Genomic DNA, 18,350 nt, shown 5'->3' with positions numbered 1-18,350 from the left:
GTATGACGCCTCGCACGCGCAAAATAAAATTTATCTATACGGATGTAATTAATTAAGTAAAACATTGGAATAGTCAACTTCATGAAGTTACTTATTGCTATGCAATATCCTTCGTTTTAGAAAGAAATACTATTTTAGAGATTATTTAGGCTCTTTGTAGATCAATATTTCTATTATCGCCAATTCTATCAATCTTCTCTTCCTTCGATTATGATGCGCGCCATTACACCAGCCCGATTACACTAACGCAATTACACTAACACAACTGCACTAACGCGATTACACCAGCCCGCGCTCGTACAAAAGATAAATCGCATGCGTGCTCAGGTCTCCCATGCCTTCTGCGACAAGCTTCGCAAACAGCCGCTCGGCAAGCGCCACCATCGGAAGTTCGATTTTCATCACATGAGCCGCATCGAGCGCGATGCGCAAATCTTTGAGGAAGTGCTTGATGTAGAAGCCCGGATCGAAATTGCCATCGAGCATTTTTGGCACATTGTTCGACAGCTGCCAGCTCTGCGCCGCGCCATTTGCAATAGAGAGAAGCATGCGCCGAGGATCGAGCCCCGCGCTGCGCGCATAGGTTACGGCTTCGACAGCCCCTAGCAGGTTGCCCGCTACAGCGATCTGGTTGGCCATTTTGGTGTGCTGACCTGCTCCCGGCCCTCCCTGGCGGATTACGGTTTTGCCCATGACTTCGAGAAGCGGCTTCACAGACTGGAAAGCTTCTTCGTCGCCGCCGACCATGATGGTGAGTGTGGCGTTCTTCGCGCCGATGTCGCCGCCGGAGACCGGCGCGTCCAGTGCTCCGAGCCCGCGCGCTTTGGCTGCTTCATAGATGCGCACGGCGAGGTCCGGCCGGGATGTCGTCGCATCAACGAGAATGGCGCCTGGTCTGGCATTCTCGATAAGTCCTTCAGGCCCGAAGTAGACCTCCTCGACGTCGGAGGGATAACCCACCATGGTGAAGATGACATCGCATTCGTGGGCAAGCTCTTTGGGAGAATCCCGCCATTCGGCGCCCGCATCGAGAAGCATCTGCGCCTTGCTTTTCGTACGGGTGTAAATCAGTAGCCGCTCTCCCGAAGCGCGAATATGACCAGCCATTGCGCCGCCCATCACTCCAAGGCCAATAAAACCGATTGTTTTCTGTGGCATATCGGTTGCTCCTTATTCTTGTTTTCAATATGAAAGAATTGCGTGCATATACAGTTTATTAATAATATCATCAAATATTGGGCAAAAAAACCATCCGGCAAGTTTCGACCTCTGGTCGATACCATGAGTTTTTTATATAGTCTATTGCATGAATATGCAGGAACGCCTTGAACACGCGTCTCGGGCTGCGGCGCAGCTTCTCTCTGTAGGGATAGAGGTCAAAAATGCCGCACTTATGCGCATTGCGCAGAAGCTCGAAGAATCCCGAGAGGAAATTGCTCGTGCTAATCAGAGAGATCTTGCGCAAGCGCAAGCAAGCGGCCTGCCGGCTCCCCTTCTCAAGCGCCTTGTATTTGACGACAAAAAGCTGGCTGATGTCCTTGCGGGCATTCGGGATTTGCTCGCAATGCCGGACCCAGTTGGTCGCGTGCTCGAGGCACGCCTCCTCGATGACGGGCTTGTCCTACGCCGCGTGAGCTGTCCGATCGGGCTTATTGCGATGATTTTCGAGAGCCGCCCTGATGCGCTCGTGCAGATGGCTTCGCTCGCGGTAAAAAGCGGCAATGCCATCGTGCTCAAAGGCGGAAGTGAAGCGCGCGCGAGCAATTTTGCTCTTGCTTCGATTATCGCCCGGGCTGGCGAAGAAGCGGGGCTCCCTCAATATTGGCTCACACTGCTCGAAAGCCGCGAGGAAATCGGCGAGTTATTGATGTATGACCAGTATGTCGACCTGGTCGTGCCGCGCGGTTCGAAAGAGTTTGTAGCCCGCATCAAGGCAACGAGCCGCATACCGGTGCTCGGGCATGCGGACGGCGTCTGCCATGTGTATGTGCATGAAGATGCTGACCCGGCTATGGCCGCGGCAATTGCGATCGATTCAAAAACACAGTATCCAGCCTCCTGCAACGCGGCTGAAGTACTTTTGGTAAATTTTAAATTTGGGGGTCTGACCCCTTTACTTAAATTTCTTGCGCAGGCGGGGGTAGTGCTCGATGTGTGCCCGAGGACGGCGCGCATGATTAGCCCCGATATTCCCTTCAACCTCAAATCCGACGACGATTGGTCAGTCGAATATCTCGATCTGCGCATGGCGGTTAAAATCGTCGACTCGCTCGATGAGGCGATTGCGCACATCAACCGATATGGCAGCGGGCACACCGACACTATCGTGTGCGCCAGCCCACTCGCGGCGCGCACCTTTATGCAGGGCGTGGACTCAGCTTCGGTCTACCATAATGCGAGCACGCGCTTTGCCGATGGCTACCGCTATGGGCTTGGCGCAGAAGTTGGCATTGCAACCGGCAAATTGCACGCGCGAGGGCCTGTCGGGCTCCAGGGGCTTCTGACGTACAAATGGCTTCTCGAAGGCCAGGGGCACATCGTCGCAGACTATGCGTCTGGCGCTAAGCGCTTTCTGCATAAGGATTTGCCCCTCGACGAAAGCCCGCACGCCCAATAATCGCAGGAGGAGGAGCACACATGCAATTATCAGAACTTGCCGCCGAAGCCGCGGCCAAAGCTGAGACCGCCGCTACTGAAGTTGAGACAAAAGCCACCCCCGAAGCCACCGCCGAGGCCGCAGCTGCTCGCGCCGCGCTCGCCAAAGCCAATCGAATTGTCGTCAAAATCGGCACCGCCACCATCACAAAACCTGCAAGCACCCCCGCTCGCCTGACGCGCGCATTCAGCCCGGACGGAAAAAGCTTCTTGCCTGAAGAAAGCGCCACAGCGGGAGGCCGTACAAATATAGATACCGCATATATTTATCATGTTGCCGAGCAATTTGCCGGCCTCGTTCAGGAAGGCAAGCAGATCATTCTTGTCACCTCGGGCGCTATCGGCATGGGTGCCCGTGAGCTCGGGCTCACCAAGCGCGTGACCGAAGTGCGCATGCGCCAGGCATGTGCTGCTATCGGCCAGCCTATACTCATGGAAGAATACCGGCGGGCTTTTGGCGTATTCGGCCTGGTTGCTGCCCAGCTCCTCGTCACCCGCGATGAATGGGACGACCGCGCCAGCTACCTCAACCTCCGCGAGACAGTGGAAACATTGCTCGAAAGTCGCGTTATTCCTGTCTTCAACGAAAACGACTCTGTTTCCACTGCCGAAATCGGCAATGCATTCGGCGACAACGACCGCCTCTCTGCCTATGTCGCAAGCAAAATCGACGCGGAATTGCTCATTATCCTCTCGGACGTGGATTCCCTCTACGATTCCGATCCGCGCGAGAATCCGAACGCAAAACCAATTCCCTATGTCCGCGAACTCTCGGAAAAGCATCTCGCTGCTGCTGGGGGACGCGGCTCGGAGTTCTCCACCGGCGGGATGAAGACAAAACTCGCTGCGGTCGCTATCGCACGCGACGCTGGCTGCCGCGTGGTTATCGCGCATGGACGCGAACCCAATGTCATTGCGCGCGTCGCGGCTGGTGAACCCATCGGAACTCTTTTCGATGCCGCCCACGCCCTCAAGAACCGCATCCGCTGGCTCAAAAATTCCCAGCCCCGAGGCAGGCTCACTATTGACCAGGGAGCCCTTGCCGCTATCCGGGAACGCAACTCGCTTTTACCGCGCGGCGTGATCGCAGTCGAAGGCGATTTCGGGCGTGGAGCTGTGGTGCTCGTGAACGGTGTCGTCAAGATTATCAGCAATTTTTCGTCAGCTGAGCTCCTCGCCGTAATGGGAAAGCGATCCGATGAAATCGATGCCTTGCTCGGCCCCGATGCGCCGCATGTCGTCGCCCGGCCTGAGGAGATGGCGTTTCTGGATGAATGAGCTGGCGCAGTTTTGGAGCTGCCCGCAGGTTCTAGCCAAAACACGGCCAAGAGGCTACAATTTCCTCATACGCGCTCCGTGGTGCCGCTTTTTCAGCGTTGCTGAAGAGCGGAAAAGGGAATACGGTGAAAAACCGTTGCAGCCCCCGCTACTGTGAGCCGGTATCCGTCCAATCCGGCAAGCCAAGTCTTGCCGCAGGGTTAGGCCCTGATCCACTGGACCGCGCCGCATGCAAAATGCTCGCGAGCCGGGAAGGAAGGTTGAACGGGGCGCCCTAAGGTTCAAGAAAAACCTTCAGGTGTCGGCCGGCAAGCCAGGAAACCTGCCCGGAGCGGCAGTATCCAGACTCTTCGGCGGGAGGAGACGGATATGCGACGAACTGTCGGCATTTTTCTTGCATTTCTATTTATTGCAAGCACTTGTGCATTTGCCCAGAGCGGTGGCCTACAAGCCGGCTCACAAACTGGCGCACAAATAGGACCGCAAACGAGCGTCCAGATTGCTGCCCAAGCAGGCGTCCCGGCGGGCTCACAAATACGCGCAGGTTTTTCAATCGAGCAACGCACAGGCTACAAAATCCTCACAGTCTCGAACCTGTGGCCTGGCGCGAACGCAACGCGCACCTATGTGCTCTACCCGCGAGGCTCGCAGCCGCCTAAAGACATCAAAGCCGACCTTTTCATCCAGGTGCCTGTCCAGCGCGTTGTTTTGTATTCAACCACCTATATCCCGGCTCTCGAGGGAATTGGCGAGCTCGAGGCGATCGTCGGTGTCGATAATGCGAGCTATGTGTACAGTCCCGCGCTGCGGGAGCGCATTCAGGCTGGCAAGGTTATTGAAACTTCCAAAAACTGGATGCCCGACATCGAACGGCTGATTGCGCTTAAGCCGGATGTCATTTTCAATTATGGCCTTGGCAATGAATGGGACACATTCCCTAAAATGCAGGAAGTCGGCCTTCCTGTCGTACTCCTGGGCGACTGGAACGAGCAGGATCCGATTGCGAGAGCGCAGTGGGCGGTATTCATTGCTGCCTTCTTCAATAAAGAAGAAAAAGCGCTTGAACGCGTCAATGCGCTGGCAAAAGCATATACCACACTCAAGAGCCTTGCCGCCGGCTCGGCGACCCGCCCCAAAGTCCTCGTCAATGGACCTTTTAGGGGAATCTGGACTGTCTCCGGGGGACAGAGCTTTATGGCGCGGATTATTCAGGATGCAGGAGGGGATTACCTTTGGGCGGACAGCAAGGATACCGGAGGACTCAATCTCTCTATCGAGGCAGTCTTCGAGCGGGCCATGCGTGCCGACATCTGGCTCAATCCGGTATACGGCGCAAATCGAATAGCCGATATCCGAGCCCTCGACCCGCGTTTTGCAGCGTTACCGGTTCTCCAAAAAGGCCAGATCTGGACAAATGAACTGCGCATGTCGCCCGGCGGCGGCAACGATTATTTTGAATCTGCAGTCATGAACCCGAATCTCGTGCTTGCGGATCTTATCGCAATATTCCATCCTGAGCTGTTGCCAGGTCATAAATTTATGTACTACAAGAAGTTAAATGAATAATCGCTTTGATAGAGGCGGCAGCTGGTTTATGCTGGTCTGGCTGGGCCTCTGTGTGCTCATTCTCGCACTTATCGATATCTCTATCGGCTCGGTTCGCATTCCACTTGTCGATGTCTGGAATACGCTGGCTGGCAAGCCGCCCAGTCCCGAATGGGCAGCTATTATCCGGATATTTCGCCTTCCGAAGCTAGCGACCGCGATTGTGGCAGGCGCGAGCCTCTCGATTTCGGGCCTTGTGCTGCAATCGATTTTCCGCAATCCGCTGGCGGGGCCGGATTCTTTGGGTATTGGAGCAGGGGCATCGATCGGGGTGGCAGTATTGATGTTTGCGGGGAGTGCGGTGGGAGCGCTTGGCGCGGGAGCGGGGGGCGTTGGCGTAGCTGGCGGCGCGCTTCTCGGAAACTTGCCGGCACTTGGCTATACCTTGCTTGTTGTCGCGGCAAGCGCGGGCGCGGGCGCCGTTTTGCTCGTCATTCTCGTTATTTCAAGAAGATTCGAGCAAGTAGTGACGGTGCTCATCATGGGGTTGCTGGTAGGGTATCTGACTTCGAGCATTGTTTCGCTTCTTGTGTATTTCGGCTCGCCGCAAAAAGTCCAGCTCTACCTTGCATGGACATACGGATCTTTCGGCGGCGTGCGAACCGGCGAACTTCCTTATTTGGCTGGCGCTGCTGCCCTCGGTTTTGTGCTCATCATCGGAGAGACGAAAGCGCTGAACGCATTCCTCATCAGCGAGCGCTTCGCTTCGACAATCGGCATTCGGGTGCGCACCTCTCGAACAAAGCTTCTCATTGCAGCATCGATACTTGCTGGAAGCGTGACCGCGTTTTGTGGGCCGATTGCCTTTCTCGGCATCGCCGCGCCGCATGGTGCGAGAATGCTCACGCGCAGTGCGGAACATCGAATCCTCGTGCCCAGCGCTGCGCTGATCGGCATATGTTTCGCGCTTCTAGCTGATATTCTGTCCTCGCTTCCTGGCAAAGGAGCTGTGCTTCCCATCAATCCTTTGCTTGCGCTTATCGGCTCGCCGATTATCATCTCGATGTTTTTTAGAAGAGAGAAAGGACCAATCGGAGAGGAAGCGCGATGAGTCCCGAACGATTACCCCGCCATATTCCCGGCATTCCTGAAACGAGCAGAGGGCTGGTTGAGCCGCAATTGGCAGGATCGCGGCTTGCAGGCATCACCTTCAAGCAAAACGAAGCGCCCGGTCGCGCATCGCTCGAAGCATCATCGCTTGCTATTGGCTGGGAACAAGGGCGAAAAAAGCACATTCTTGCACAGAATATCAGTTTCAAAGTATACGCCGGGCACCTTGTCGCGCTCGTAGGCCCCAATGGCGCGGGTAAATCTAGTCTTTTAAGAACTATTGCGGGTTTGCAGGCGCCCTGCGGCGGGCTGCTTTCGCTGCTTGGCAAGAATATCGCCCAGATACCAGTCGAGGAACGGGCAAGCCTCCTCGCCTGCGTCTTCAACGAGCGCATGGAAAGCGGCTATCTCACGGTATCGGAATTTGTTGCGTTCGGGCGCTACCCTTATACCAATGCGCGGAATCGACTTACCTCTGAGGACAAGCATAAAATTGCAGCAGCGCTCGCGCTCGTGGGGATGAATAGTTTTGCGCAGCGTACATTTGTAAGCCTTTCAGATGGCGAAAAGCAAAAAGTGCAGATTGCGCGGGCAGTAGCGCAGGATACGCCTGTGCTGGTACTCGATGAGCCTACTGCTTTTCTGGATGCCCCGTCGCGCATAGAAATTTTCCGGCTTGCGGAGCGGCTTGCACAGGAGGCTGGAAGAGCAGTTGTGCTCTGCACGCACGAAGTCGATCTTGCGCTGAAAACAGCCGATGAGCTGTGGGTTCTCGACCGCGAACACCGTTTTACTGCGGGTGCGCCGTTTGTGGTTGCCCGCTCGGGAGCGATCGGGCGGGCATTCGATCTGCCAACAGTAGCGTTCGATAGCCTTACAGGAACTTTTAGGCCGCGCTCCGCGAGATAGCTTTTGAAATACGCGTGCCTCGCCCTCAGAACTTGTACCCAAACTTCCTCAGCATTGCCTTGCGTGCCGCCTTATCGCTTTCGCCCTCGACGCCTTTGGGCGCAAAGCCATCGACGACACCGAGAATTGCCGCGCCCTGCTCTGTCACGCTGCGCACCACTTCCACAGGGTTCGCGGTAGCGCAGAAAATCCGGCAAACTTCCGGGCTTGCTTTGATCCGGTCGAGCACATTGATGGGGTATGCCCCTGGCCCGATCACAAGATAGAAGGTGTGGCCCGCGCCAACCGACAGCGCCATTTTTTGCGCTGCTTCGATGAGGGCGGGGTCTGACCCCTCTGTCCGCACAAGGCAAGGCCCCGAGGCCTCGTTGAACGCGAGCCCGAACTTGACGCCGGGGACGGAGGAAACCATTATTTCAGCCACATCTTCGACTGTTTTTATAAAATGGGATTGCCCGACGATGATGTTGCAATCTTCTGGAAAGGCAAGTTTTACCGTATCGATGGTCATTGCAAAATCCCTCCTCAGAAATATGATAGATATCAGGTCGATTCACTCAGCCCATGAACGGGCGGCGCGGATTCAGCTCAAGCCCCGCCCTGGAGCTTGCCAACCGGCGCCGCGTAGAGCGCAAACATGTCCTCGCCATCGAGGCCGAGGTATGCATCGAGCTTTTCCTGGTCGTAGGCGCCGATTGCGCAGGTGCCAAGCCCAAGCGCCTCGCAGGCCAGATACAGGTTCTGGCATGAGTGCCCCGCATCGAGCGCCACCAGCTTGTCCGCTGCCTTGCCATAGCGCCACTCCGAGCGATACGGCACTGCTGCCCACATGACAATGCATGCCGCATTCCAGAACTGGCCGTTGAGCGCTTCATCCAGCGCCTCGGAGTCGTCTCCCTGGCGCTCGAGGACGAGCTGATGTTCCACGGGAAGATAGCGATACAGACCCACATTGAGATTTTTTATTTTATGCGCAAAGACATAGACATCGAGCGGATGCCGCGCTCCTCCCGAAGGTGTGGTACGGAACGAAAATTTGCCCTTATTTTCCTTGACGCCTTCGATTGCCCACAACAAATACGAAAGCTCTTCAAGACTGAGCGGCTCCTTCGAGTATTTTCTGCGCGATTTGCGGCCCACCAGCATGCGATAGAGCGCAGTCGAAAGCGCGTTGCTCGCAACGGAACCAGCGGCGCCTCCATCGTGCGCGAGCAATGCATCCGGAGGCGGCAAAGAGATGACACAATCCTCTGGCGCGGGCGGCTCTTCTTGCAGCGGCACCGGTACACCTTTCATCTGGTCGGATTGGCCGCTCTTGACCAAATGCCAATTCGATTTGAGAAACCACCGCCCCTCGAAACGCTCATATTGCATATTGAGCTCCTGCTATCAAACTATCTGAAATTTCTGGCAGTCGCCACTGCCTTGCGCCAGCCGTCGATGAGCTCAGCTCGAACCTCTTCGGCCATCCGCGGCATAAATTCGCGCCGCATGCGCCAATTCTTGCGCACATCATCAAGCCCCGACCAGTATCCAATCGCAAGCCCGGCTAGATACGCTGCCCCCAGCGCTGTCGTTTCGCTCACCTCGGGCAGAATGACGCGCGTCCCTGTGATATCCGCCTGGAACTGCATGAGGAAGGAATTCGCCGAGGCACCTCCATCCGCTTTTATGCACGAAAGTGCCCTTCCCGAATCCTTTTTCATCGCTTCGAACAGATCCATCGACTGGTACGCGATCGACTCGAGCGCCGCGCGTACAAAATGCGCCCGCGAAGTCCCCCGTGTCAGCCCTACGACCGTGCCGCGCGCCTCCGAATCCCAGTACGGTGCACCAAGCCCAACAAAAGCCGGCACTATATACACCCCCTGGCTATCCTCGACCGAACGCGCCAGCTGTTCGCTCTCTGCCGAATCCGCGAGCAGGTCCATCTGGTCGCGCAGCCACTGGATCACGGCTCCCGCGATGAATACCGAGCCCTCGAGCGCATAGGTATAGCCTTTGCCGAGGTCCCATGCAACTGTCGTTAGAAGGTTGTGCTTCGATTCGACCGGGAATGGCCCCGTATTCATGAGCGTAAAACAGCCCGTACCATAGGTATTCTTGACATCGCCCGGCTCGAAACACGCATGCCCGAAGAGCGCAGCCTGCTGATCGCCCGCAACGCCCGCAACCGGAATCTCCGCTCCGAAAAGCTCGCGCTTCGCCTTTCCGAAAATCCCCGATGAAGGCCGCACTTCCGGCAAAATCTGAGGCGGCACCTCGAGCAGGCGCAGAAGCTCTTCATCCCAGCGGCGCTCGTAAATATTGAAGAGCATCGTGCGGCTCGCGTTCGAAGGATCGGTCGCGTGCGCGCCGGTCAGGTTATAGATGAGCCACGAGTCGATCGTCCCGAACATGAGCTCGCCGCGTTCAGCCCTCGCTCTGAGTTCCGGATACTCGCGGAACAGCCATGTGAGCTTTGTCCCCGAAAAATAGGCATCGAGCACGAGGCCAGTGCGTGCGCGGATTTCCGGCTCGGCGCCGCGCCCGCGAAGCTCGTCGCAAATACCGCTTGAGCGCCTGCACTGCCAGACAATCGCATTGTAGACCGGTTTGCCGGTGGCGCGCTCCCACACCACCGTGGTTTCGCGCTGATTGGTAATGCCGATTGCGGCGATCTGGCCCGACTCGATCTGCGCTGCCTCTATGGCCCCACGCGCTGCGGCAAGCTGGGTTTGCCAAATTTCCTCGGCATCATGCTCGACCCAGCCTGGCTTGGGGAAAATCTGCCTGAACGGAATCTGCTTGACACCGATAATGATGCCATCATGATTGAACAGAATGGCGCGCGATGTCGTTGTGCCCTGATCCAGGGCGAGGATGTAGTTTGAATTGCGGTCCATGGGCGTATTATAGCGCATTTTGGCACCGGGGGGAGAGGGCGGCAAGGGCTATTTTTGAGTACCAATGCAAGCACGGCCGATCTTGGCTTTTTTCAAAAACTGATGCGCGGCGCCTCCATTCAATTGACAAACTTCAATAATATATGTACATTATCCTGTACAGAGACCATATATGGAAGCGATTACCTATACAAAAGCCCGGGCAAACCTCGCAAAAACCATGGACTTGGTCTGTGATAATCATGACCCTGTTATAATAACCCGGAATAGCGACCAGGCCGTTGTCCTTATGTCGCTTGAAGACTACCAGTCGCTCGAAGAGACTTCGTATCTTCTGAAAAGTCCAGCCAATGCGCGGCGCTTGCTTGAGTCCATTCAGCAACTGGAAAGCGGCCATGGCATCGAGCACTCGATAGACTCATGAAATTGCTGTTTTCCGAGCATGCCTGGGAAGATTATCTCTTCTGGCAAAATAGTGATCCCACCATGCTGCAGAGAATCAACCAGCTGATTCTGGAGATTCAAAGAACGCCGTTTTCAGGCAAGGGCAAGCCCGAGCCCTTGAAATTCGCCCTCAAAGGCTACTGGTCGCGCCGGATCACCGAAGAGCATCGTATTATCTACAAAGTGGTTGAAGATACGGTTTTCATTGCCCAGCTTCGATATCATTACTGAGAATACGTTTGAGGCGGCGCTATAATATGCGGCCCTCCGCTAGTTTACGCCACTCGGCCTGGGGCGCCTCGATGTGCCGGCCCTCCGCCAGTTTACGCCACCCGTCCTGGGGCACCCCAAAGCGCCAAGTGTTGCCGCCCGCTCAGGACACCACTGTGTAGCAGCCCCGACCATCGGCCAGTTTACGCCACCCGCCCTTTTCCTCCATACTGTCATCCATGGAACATACATCCTACCGCGTCTATCCGTACCGCTGGGTAATCCTTGCGGCGACCATGCTGGTCAATTTCACCATCCAGACCCTGTGGATCGCGTACTCGCCCATCACGAGCGCCGCAGCCGCCTACTACAGCGTTTCGGAGATGGCGGTCGGCTTTTTCGCGATGTCCTTCATGATCGCGTTTGTGCCGTTTTCAATTCCCGCTTCGTGGCTCATCGACAGGTTCGGATATGTGTGGACGGTCGGGGCCGCTTCGATGGCGGTGGGAATATTCGGGTTGCTGCGCGGCGCGGCCGGGCACAATTACGCGCTTGCCTTTGCGGTCACCTGCGGCATTGCGGTGGCGCAGCCTTTTCTGCTCAATTCGTGGACGAAAATACCGGCCGCGTGGTTTCCGGCGCGCGAGCGGGCGACGGCAGTGGGGCTGATTACGATTGCGAGCATTCTGGGCACGGCGGCAGGCTTGGTGTTGACGCCGATGCTGGCCGAGCGCATGAGCATTGCGCAGGTGCAGCTGGTGTACGGGGTGGCGGCGAGTGTGGCCGCGGGGGTGTTTGTGCTGGCCGCGAGGGAGAAGCCGAGGCTGCCGCCGGATGAGTCGGCGTGCCGCGAGCGCGCGTTCATGATCGAGGGACTCAAGCATGCGTTGCGCACGCCCTCGTTTGTGCGCTTTCTTGTGATCGCGTTTATCGGCATGGGCATTTTCAACGGCGTGACGACGTGGGTCGAAGGGATTGTGCGGCCGCGCGGAATTGGTTCAAGCCAAGCAGGAATGCTGGGCGCGATTATGCTGGTGGGCGGAGTTGCAGGGGCAGTTATCATTCCCTTTTTCTCCGACCGCTCGGCGAGGCGAACTCCATTCATTATTCTGGGGCTCGCTGGCGCAATTCCAGGACTCCTCGGCCTTGCGCTCGCTCCGGGATTTGCACTGATTGCGGCATCCGCTTTTGTGCTCGGTTTTTTCCTCATCGCCGTGAATCCCGTAGGCATGCAGTATGCCGCCGAGGTCGCGCGTCCTACGCCAGAGGGAACCTCGAATGGCCTGGTCACCCTTGCCGGGCAGGTATCGGTACTCCTCGTCTATGCAATGGAAGCGATCAACAACGCCACCGGGTCTTTTACCACTTCGCTCATGGCGGTCACCGCGCTCCTCGCGTTTTCAGTATTTTGGGGGACAAGGCTTGAAGAAAAGACAGGGAAGAAAGAATCCTAGCTTTGCTGCCCTAAAATAGGCAGCCCCCTATATTCACTCGCTATTCTCGACAGCGTCCAAAACGTCCAGCGAATCGTCGTGGCTATAGGGACAGCTGCAGGATGCGCGAACGATAAACTTCGCTGGCAGGATAATTTTACCGGGATTCGCTGAACTCCCTTTAAGCATTGAACACAGCTGCTTCATCGCTGCGGTGCCCATTTCTCGGAACGGCTGGCGCACCGTTGTAAGGGCTGGCGTAATATATTTTGCAAAATATGAATCGTCGAATCCCGCAATCGCGATATCCTGGGGCACGCATACACCATTTTTGTGCAAGTACAGGATGGCGCCAAGCGCCATCCTGTCATTCGCGGCAAAAATTGCATCCGGCTTTTGCGTAAGCATAATTTCGCTTATTGCATTATAACCGCTCTTTGTCGAATAATCTCCATTAATCCTGAGAATTCCTTCAGGATTCATTCCGCTTTCTTCAAAACCGATACGGAAGCCGAAATAACGATCATTTGAATCGACATTGTCGGATGGGCCGCCCAGATACACAATCTTTCTGAATCCATGCATAGCAAAATGTTTTGCAACCGCTCTCCCACCCCCCACATTGTCAATCGTAATCGCTGGATAATCGCGCAAAGGATTCCCTATTAGCACAAAAGGCACATTTCGCTTTCGAAGCCTGAGAAAAAGTCTCTCATGCTCTTCTACATGGTCCATATTTCTGAAAATGAATCCATCGACACGCCCCTCGTCGAAAATTCTTTCCGCATTTTTCAAATAATCTTTTGCCATGATAAGGGCGTAATAACCTTCCTGTGCCGCGACTTCTTCTATGCTTGAAAGCAAAGAAGAATAATAAGAACGCCATATGCGCGGCAGCATAATGCCGACAGTTTTCGCTCCGCCGCCAGAAAGTGCCTGCGCGTGGATATTTGGGTGATATCCTAGTTCGGCAATTGCTTTTTTGACTTTTTCTATAGTGAGCGGCTTGACATTTGGCTCACCATTGATGACGCGAGAAACAGTAGCCCGAGAAAGGCCGCATGCTTTCGCGACATCTTCGATTGTTGCATTTGTCACGTTCAGTCCTCTTTTATCGTGTACCATTGCATCAGCCCGGGAACAATTATTTCGCCACCAAAGGATTGTGCTGCTTCTATGGCTGGCTCGGTAGGATTTTTATATGCATCGTCCTGGAAATGGCATAGAAATAGATTCCTTGCTCCGATTTCGCTCGCAGCCATACCGGCTTCCAACGCTGAACTATGCCTGGTATCCTGCGGCAATTTTGGATGCGAATACGTTGCCTCGTGGATGAGCGTATGGCACGCTGCGCCTAACGCTGCATACTGTCCAGCCTTATACCGAGTATCTGCAGTATAGAGCAGCGTCCGGTTATCCGCCACAAATCGAGGCATCATGGTGAACTTGCTATGATTCCCGGGCAATAGATCGATTTTCAAGCCGTCGGTATGCCATTCTGCCGCAAATTCTAGCTCGAAATGCAATTGCTCAGGGTAATAATCAAATAAAGCAAGCAAGGTCAGCACTCTTTTTTCAAGTTCGGGCTGCATGATGACCAAGAGTTTTTTCGTCCGATTCATGCATTCAAGCGCAGCAATAAACGCCGGGAATGCTCCGAGGTGGTCCGCATGCTCATGAGTCAGGATAATCGCATCGAGCATCATGGGATCGCGACCCATCTCGAGCATGGATCGGATTGCGTTATCTCCGGTATCTACCAGCACGGTTTTATTCGCCAATTCGATGAGAAATGAAGTATATCCATTCCTTGCACTCGGTATAGCGCTGGATGTACCAAAAAAGCATAGTCTCATACTGCTACAGCTTCCGGATCGGTATCATGCACTATCGGCAACCGCTCCTCGTCGATTTTCACATCGACTGTCTGCCCGATCCCATAAATCGTTTTTGCCTCATATTCTTTGGCGCGGATGAAATTACTGCCTAGCTTAAGCTGGTAATCCAACAATTCACCGGTAAAATTGGAGCGATCTACTATAGCCTTGAAGCAGTTCCTTTCCGAAGACCCATAAGATGCTTCAGCGCGCTTGCCAAGCAGAATATATTCCGGACGGACTGCGGCATAGGCTTTGTGGCCAATTTGCAGCTCTGTGCCTATACCATACAACTCGAAACCATCATTAGTTTTGAGAATGCAGCGCTCACCGTCGAAGCGCTCTACAATGCCTTCTAAAAAACAAGTGGTCCCCATAAAACCGGCAACAAATTTATTGCGCGGGCGCATATAAATGTCTTCCGGTTTTCCTTCCTGCATCACTTTTCCATTTCTCATGACGACAATCCGGTTGGATATCACCATGGCTTCTGTTTGATCATGGGTGACATACATGGTCGTTATGCCCAGCCTATTATGGATCGCGGCAATCTCGAATCGCATCTGCTCCCTCAGGAGTGCGTCGAGGTTCGAAAGCGGCTCATCAAGCAAGAGAATATCTGGCTCGAGAATAATCGCGCGAGCTAGTGCGATGCGCTGTTGCTGGCCACCTGAGAGCTGTCGCGGAAATCTGTCCGCGTATTCATCCATTTTGACTGAAGCCAGAACAGCTGCAACTCTCTTTTTTATTTCTTCGGCAGGCAGTTTTCTCAATTCCAGGCCGAAAGCAAGATTTTTGAAAACCGTCATGTGCGGCCACAAAGCATAGTTTTGGAAAACCAGTCCGATACCTCGATTCTCTGGCGCGATATCGGTAATGCGCTTGCCATTGAGAAAAATATCTCCTTCCTGGACAGGAAGAAAACCCGAAACCGAACGCAATGTCGTTGTCTTCCCGCAGCCGGATGGACCAAGAAGCGTGACCAGCTCTCCATCTTTGATTGTCAGATTGAGTCTGTTCAGCGCGGTTACTTTACCATATTTGATCACCAAATCTTTGAGCACTAATTCAGCCATCGAAGTATTCCCCTTTTATACAAATTATACAAATCAACCCATACCGCCGACATATTCAGCTTTCAGAACTTTTTGGATGAGAAGCATAAAAATTACGCTCGGCACGAGAAGGATAAGCGCAATAACTGAAGCGAATTGCATGTTGTAGCCACTGGATGAGTAGAGAGTAAGCGGGAGTGTGTTGATAAATGGCAAGCCGATGAAAAAAGTCCCCGTGAATTCATCGAGCGAAGTCAGGAAAACAAAAACTGCACTCGAAAACAAGCCAGGAGCTGCAAGTGGCAATGAAATTTTATAGAAAGCTTTAAATGCTGTTGCTCCGACGCTCCGCGCTGCTTCTTCCATGCTGGGAGGAATCGAGCGAAATGTTGCATTTGTAATCCATACGCCGTATACGAGACCAACAAGAATATGGATCAGCATGACGCCAGGGATCGTTCCAGACAGGCCAATTTTTGTGAATACCTGCAAAATATTCACGAATACCGGCTGCTGAGGGAATGCATTTGGCAAGAGAAATAAGAACAAAATTATTGTACCAAAAGGAATTTTATATTTTGCGAGCGCATAGCCAGCTGGAATCGCTATAGCCATCGCAATGACTACTGTCGCCAATGCAATCAATATTGAAAGCGTGAATGCAGATACAATGCTCACTGCACCGATAGCCAGGCTTGTTTTCAGCCCGAGCGCCTGCGCCCAGTAATCAAAGGTAATCGCTTGTGGCAAAGGATGGGGCCAGTACCACTTTTGCGCAACCGACCAGAGGAAAAGGCTTACCATTGGTCCGATAACAATTAAGAACACGGTGACCAGCAGCGCAAGCTCTGCGGATTTTTTCAGGATTCGTTTCATTGTGAAACCTCCTGCCGTGCTTCTTTAATTTTCGACCTCAGATAATATGCTGCCGTAAAAAGAACCATGATGTAGGAACATACACCGAGCGCGTTCGCCACGCCAAAATCGCGGAAATAATTCACCCTGTGCGCAATATCCACCGTAATTGTCGTAGGAACTTTGCCTCCTATCAGCATATACGGCAATGTGAATGTTCCGATAATTTGCGAATACACAAGAACAAGCGCCACAATAATGCTCGACTTGTTCATAGGCACAAGCACGCGCAGTATGACACTCGGCAACTTCGCTCCGATGCTCCGCGCTGCTTCGATATAGCTGTTGTCGATCATCTGAAAGCCGCCATGGATGATAAGCACTGCAAAAGGAATCTGTTTCCACGCGAAGCCAAACGAAAGCCCGGCGAAATTGAAAAGCTGAAGCGGCTTATCCAGATTCACCAACCCAAGCTGTGCAAGGGCAGTGTTCAATAATCCATGCGGCGCAAGAAAGCTGTTCATCATCTGCGATACGACAACAAAGGGAATGAAAATCGGCAATTTGAAAATTGCACTCAGCAGCGCGCTGACCCGATTCTGGCGGAGACGGAAATAAACAGAAAATATTACTGCAACGACCCCTACCAGAAATGTGTTGAAAATCGTTACCGCAAAAGTGAATGCAATATCCTTTCTATATAATTCCCATACTTTGACATAGTTTGCCAAAGTAAGCCCACCCTCTTTTCCGCTTATAATAAAACTCTGCAGCACAGAAGAAATGAATGGCCACGCATACATGAGCACCATGAAGGTGACTGCCGGGAAAAGAAGCAGAACATACGGGGGGAGCTTTCGCTCCCCCCACATTTTCGGTTGCAAGGATGTCATTGAGCCCATCTTTCGTATGCTTCGAGCATTGCATTGTAATAGTCAGCCAGCGGGAAAGCCAATCCTTTTTTCTGCAGATCCGCGGGCGTTACATCGCGGTAAATCTTGTCGAAGACTTCTTGAGGAATCGAGCCTTTGAGCGCAGACCCATCGATGCCAGGGTACCAATTGAACCGTATTACAATCTCGTTTGCCTGAATTTTAGGGCTCGTGACATATTCGATAAACTTGCGAGACAGTTCAGGATTAGGAGCATTCTTTGGGATGACAAAGAACATGGGCTGGCCGGGCATCCCTGGTTCGGGAAGGGCTAGCCGCATCTTTGGATCCAGCTTTCCTTCATTCATGAAGGTAAAGAACATATCCACCCATACTGGTCCCATCCAGATTTCGCCTCTGTTCAGGGCATCCAAAGTGCCAACATTTCCTGCAGTGATGACTATATTTTTATTGAATTCCTTGAGCGCTTTGTAAGCTGGTTCCCAAGAATCGACTTCAGCCTTATCAAATGGGCCGGTGACCGCGTATTTCTTGTATTTCCCTGTCTCCGCATATACCCATCCCATGACAAATGCAACACCGGATGCACCGCCCTTGATGCCGTTGTATCCGAACTTGCCGGGATTCTTTTTGACCCATTCTTTGAGTTCAGCATAGGACTTTGGTGGATTTTTCACATAGTCCGGATTGTAGGCTATGGCAGTCTGGCTCTGGAAAAGTGGCATGACATAGCCTTCAATATTGATTCCTAACGAAGTCTTTGCAAAAGGCGATGTAACATATTTCCAGGTGTTTGTCATTTGCGCGTAAGGCTGCAGTAAATCCTGATCCATGCTCCATTTCATGAAAATCTCGTGTACAAGTGCGACGTCCACATCGCCCGCCGCTTTATTGGCTTTCTTTTCCGCTAGCAGCTTTTCATAAATTGTCTGAGAACCTGCATTCCCCGGGCCAGTATGAATTGTGATAACTTGCACGTTAGGATTTTCAGCCATAAAGCCGGGAGCGAACACATTCTGCCCGAGCGCGAGCATATTTACATCGCCAGCGGTCATGAATACAAGCCGGGATTTTTGTGCAAACGCTCCTTGCACTGCAAGAAAACCGAATGCAACAATGAGTAGAAAAGCCATAGCAATGCTTTTCCTTTTCATATCCGATGCCTCCTTAGGTATTTATTGTTACATAATGAGAGTGGTTT

18 protein-coding genes and 1 riboswitch are annotated in these 18,350 nt (G+C 53.4%); of the genes, 8 read left to right on the top strand and 10 right to left on the bottom strand.

The window, feature by feature from the left end:
- Positions 1-279: 279 nt before the first annotated feature.
- Positions 280-1,158 carry an NAD(P)-dependent oxidoreductase gene (locus GAP13_RS04980; protein WP_158906808.1) on the bottom strand — a complete coding sequence of 293 codons (879 nt, stop codon included), beginning with the start codon at positions 1,156-1,158 and terminating at the stop codon, positions 280-282.
- Between the two features lie 148 nt (positions 1,159-1,306).
- Here GAP13_RS04980 and GAP13_RS04975 point away from each other — a divergent pair, with 148 nt between their 5' ends.
- The 5 genes from GAP13_RS04975 (at position 1,307) to GAP13_RS04955 (ending at position 7,497) form a co-directional block, all read left to right on the top strand.
- The gene (locus GAP13_RS04975; RefSeq protein ID WP_158906806.1) at positions 1,307-2,617 is read left to right on the top strand and encodes a glutamate-5-semialdehyde dehydrogenase; all 1,311 of its coding nucleotides are present in this window, start codon (positions 1,307-1,309) and stop codon (positions 2,615-2,617) included.
- Between the two features lie 20 nt (positions 2,618-2,637).
- A complete protein-coding gene (gene proB, locus GAP13_RS04970; protein ID WP_158906804.1) occupies positions 2,638-3,933 on the top strand; it encodes a glutamate 5-kinase in 1,296 nt (431 codons plus the stop codon).
- Positions 3,934-3,994: 61 nt separating this feature from the next.
- Positions 3,995-4,277: riboswitch (cobalamin riboswitch) on the top strand.
- A gap of 25 nt (positions 4,278-4,302) precedes the next feature.
- Complete coding sequence (locus GAP13_RS04965; protein ID WP_158906802.1) at positions 4,303-5,499, top strand: ABC transporter substrate-binding protein; 1,197 nt, start codon at positions 4,303-4,305, stop codon at positions 5,497-5,499.
- Positions 5,492-6,589, top strand: coding sequence for a FecCD family ABC transporter permease (locus GAP13_RS04960; RefSeq protein WP_158906800.1), 1,098 nt, complete (start codon positions 5,492-5,494; stop codon positions 6,587-6,589). The genes GAP13_RS04965 and GAP13_RS04960 overlap by 8 nt, the downstream gene beginning before the upstream one ends.
- Entirely contained in the window at positions 6,586-7,497 is a 912-nt protein-coding gene (locus tag GAP13_RS04955) for an ABC transporter ATP-binding protein (RefSeq protein WP_158906798.1), read from the top strand. Before GAP13_RS04960 ends, GAP13_RS04955 begins: the two co-directional genes overlap by 4 nt.
- A gap of 25 nt (positions 7,498-7,522) precedes the next feature.
- Here the strand turns inward: GAP13_RS04955 and GAP13_RS04950 are convergent, their stop codons facing one another.
- The 3 genes from GAP13_RS04950 to glpK form a co-directional block, all read right to left on the bottom strand.
- Entirely contained in the window at positions 7,523-8,008 is a 486-nt protein-coding gene (locus GAP13_RS04950; RefSeq protein WP_158906796.1) for an adenosine-specific kinase, read from the bottom strand.
- A gap of 77 nt (positions 8,009-8,085) precedes the next feature.
- A complete protein-coding gene (locus GAP13_RS04945; protein ID WP_158906794.1) occupies positions 8,086-8,871 on the bottom strand; it encodes a SagB/ThcOx family dehydrogenase in 786 nt (261 codons plus the stop codon).
- Positions 8,872-8,891: 20 nt separating this feature from the next.
- Positions 8,892-10,382 carry a glycerol kinase GlpK gene (gene glpK / locus GAP13_RS04940; RefSeq protein WP_158906792.1) on the bottom strand — a complete coding sequence of 497 codons (1,491 nt, stop codon included), beginning with the start codon at positions 10,380-10,382 and terminating at the stop codon, positions 8,892-8,894.
- A gap of 172 nt (positions 10,383-10,554) precedes the next feature.
- Here glpK and GAP13_RS04935 point away from each other — a divergent pair, with 172 nt between their 5' ends.
- The 3 genes from GAP13_RS04935 to GAP13_RS04925 all read left to right on the top strand — a co-directional run bounded on the left by GAP13_RS04935 (position 10,555) and on the right by GAP13_RS04925 (position 12,490).
- Positions 10,555-10,806, top strand: coding sequence for a type II toxin-antitoxin system Phd/YefM family antitoxin (locus GAP13_RS04935; protein WP_158906790.1), 252 nt, complete (start codon positions 10,555-10,557; stop codon positions 10,804-10,806).
- Positions 10,803-11,057 (top strand): Txe/YoeB family addiction module toxin, encoded by a 255-nt coding sequence (locus GAP13_RS04930; protein WP_158906788.1) that lies wholly within the window; start codon positions 10,803-10,805, stop codon positions 11,055-11,057. The genes GAP13_RS04935 and GAP13_RS04930 overlap by 4 nt, the downstream gene beginning before the upstream one ends.
- A gap of 218 nt (positions 11,058-11,275) precedes the next feature.
- Positions 11,276-12,490: an MFS transporter gene (locus GAP13_RS04925; RefSeq protein ID WP_158906786.1), complete on the top strand. Its 1,215-nt coding sequence runs from the start codon at positions 11,276-11,278 to the stop codon at positions 12,488-12,490.
- A 33-nt stretch (positions 12,491-12,523) separates the two neighbouring features.
- Here the strand turns inward: GAP13_RS04925 and GAP13_RS04920 are convergent, their stop codons facing one another.
- The 6 genes from GAP13_RS04920 to GAP13_RS04895 are packed head-to-tail and all read right to left on the bottom strand — an operon-like array spanning position 12,524 to position 18,303.
- Entirely contained in the window at positions 12,524-13,567 is a 1,044-nt protein-coding gene (locus GAP13_RS04920) for a LacI family DNA-binding transcriptional regulator (RefSeq protein ID WP_158906784.1), read from the bottom strand.
- Positions 13,568-13,569: 2 nt separating this feature from the next.
- Positions 13,570-14,325: an MBL fold metallo-hydrolase gene (locus tag GAP13_RS04915; protein WP_158906782.1), complete on the bottom strand. Its 756-nt coding sequence runs from the start codon at positions 14,323-14,325 to the stop codon at positions 13,570-13,572.
- Positions 14,322-15,422 (bottom strand): ABC transporter ATP-binding protein, encoded by a 1,101-nt coding sequence (locus tag GAP13_RS04910; protein ID WP_158906780.1) that lies wholly within the window; start codon positions 15,420-15,422, stop codon positions 14,322-14,324. Before GAP13_RS04910 ends, GAP13_RS04915 begins: the two co-directional genes overlap by 4 nt.
- Before the next feature lie 33 nt (positions 15,423-15,455).
- Positions 15,456-16,277 (bottom strand): ABC transporter permease, encoded by an 822-nt coding sequence (locus GAP13_RS04905; RefSeq protein WP_158906778.1) that lies wholly within the window; start codon positions 16,275-16,277, stop codon positions 15,456-15,458.
- Entirely contained in the window at positions 16,274-17,149 is an 876-nt protein-coding gene (locus tag GAP13_RS04900; RefSeq protein WP_158906776.1) for an ABC transporter permease, read from the bottom strand. The genes GAP13_RS04905 and GAP13_RS04900 overlap by 4 nt, the downstream gene beginning before the upstream one ends.
- Positions 17,146-18,303, bottom strand: a complete 1,158-nt coding sequence (locus tag GAP13_RS04895; RefSeq protein WP_158906774.1) for an extracellular solute-binding protein — start codon at positions 18,301-18,303, stop codon at positions 17,146-17,148. The genes GAP13_RS04900 and GAP13_RS04895 overlap by 4 nt, the downstream gene beginning before the upstream one ends.
- Positions 18,304-18,350: the final 47 nt, after the last annotated feature.

This window comes from Rectinema subterraneum (assembly GCA_009768935.1).
Taxonomy (GTDB): Bacteria; Spirochaetota; Spirochaetia; order Treponematales; family Rectinemataceae; genus Rectinema; species Rectinema subterraneum.
Note: the sequence above shows the minus strand (reverse complement) of the source record. Positions and strands in the feature narration are given on the sequence as shown.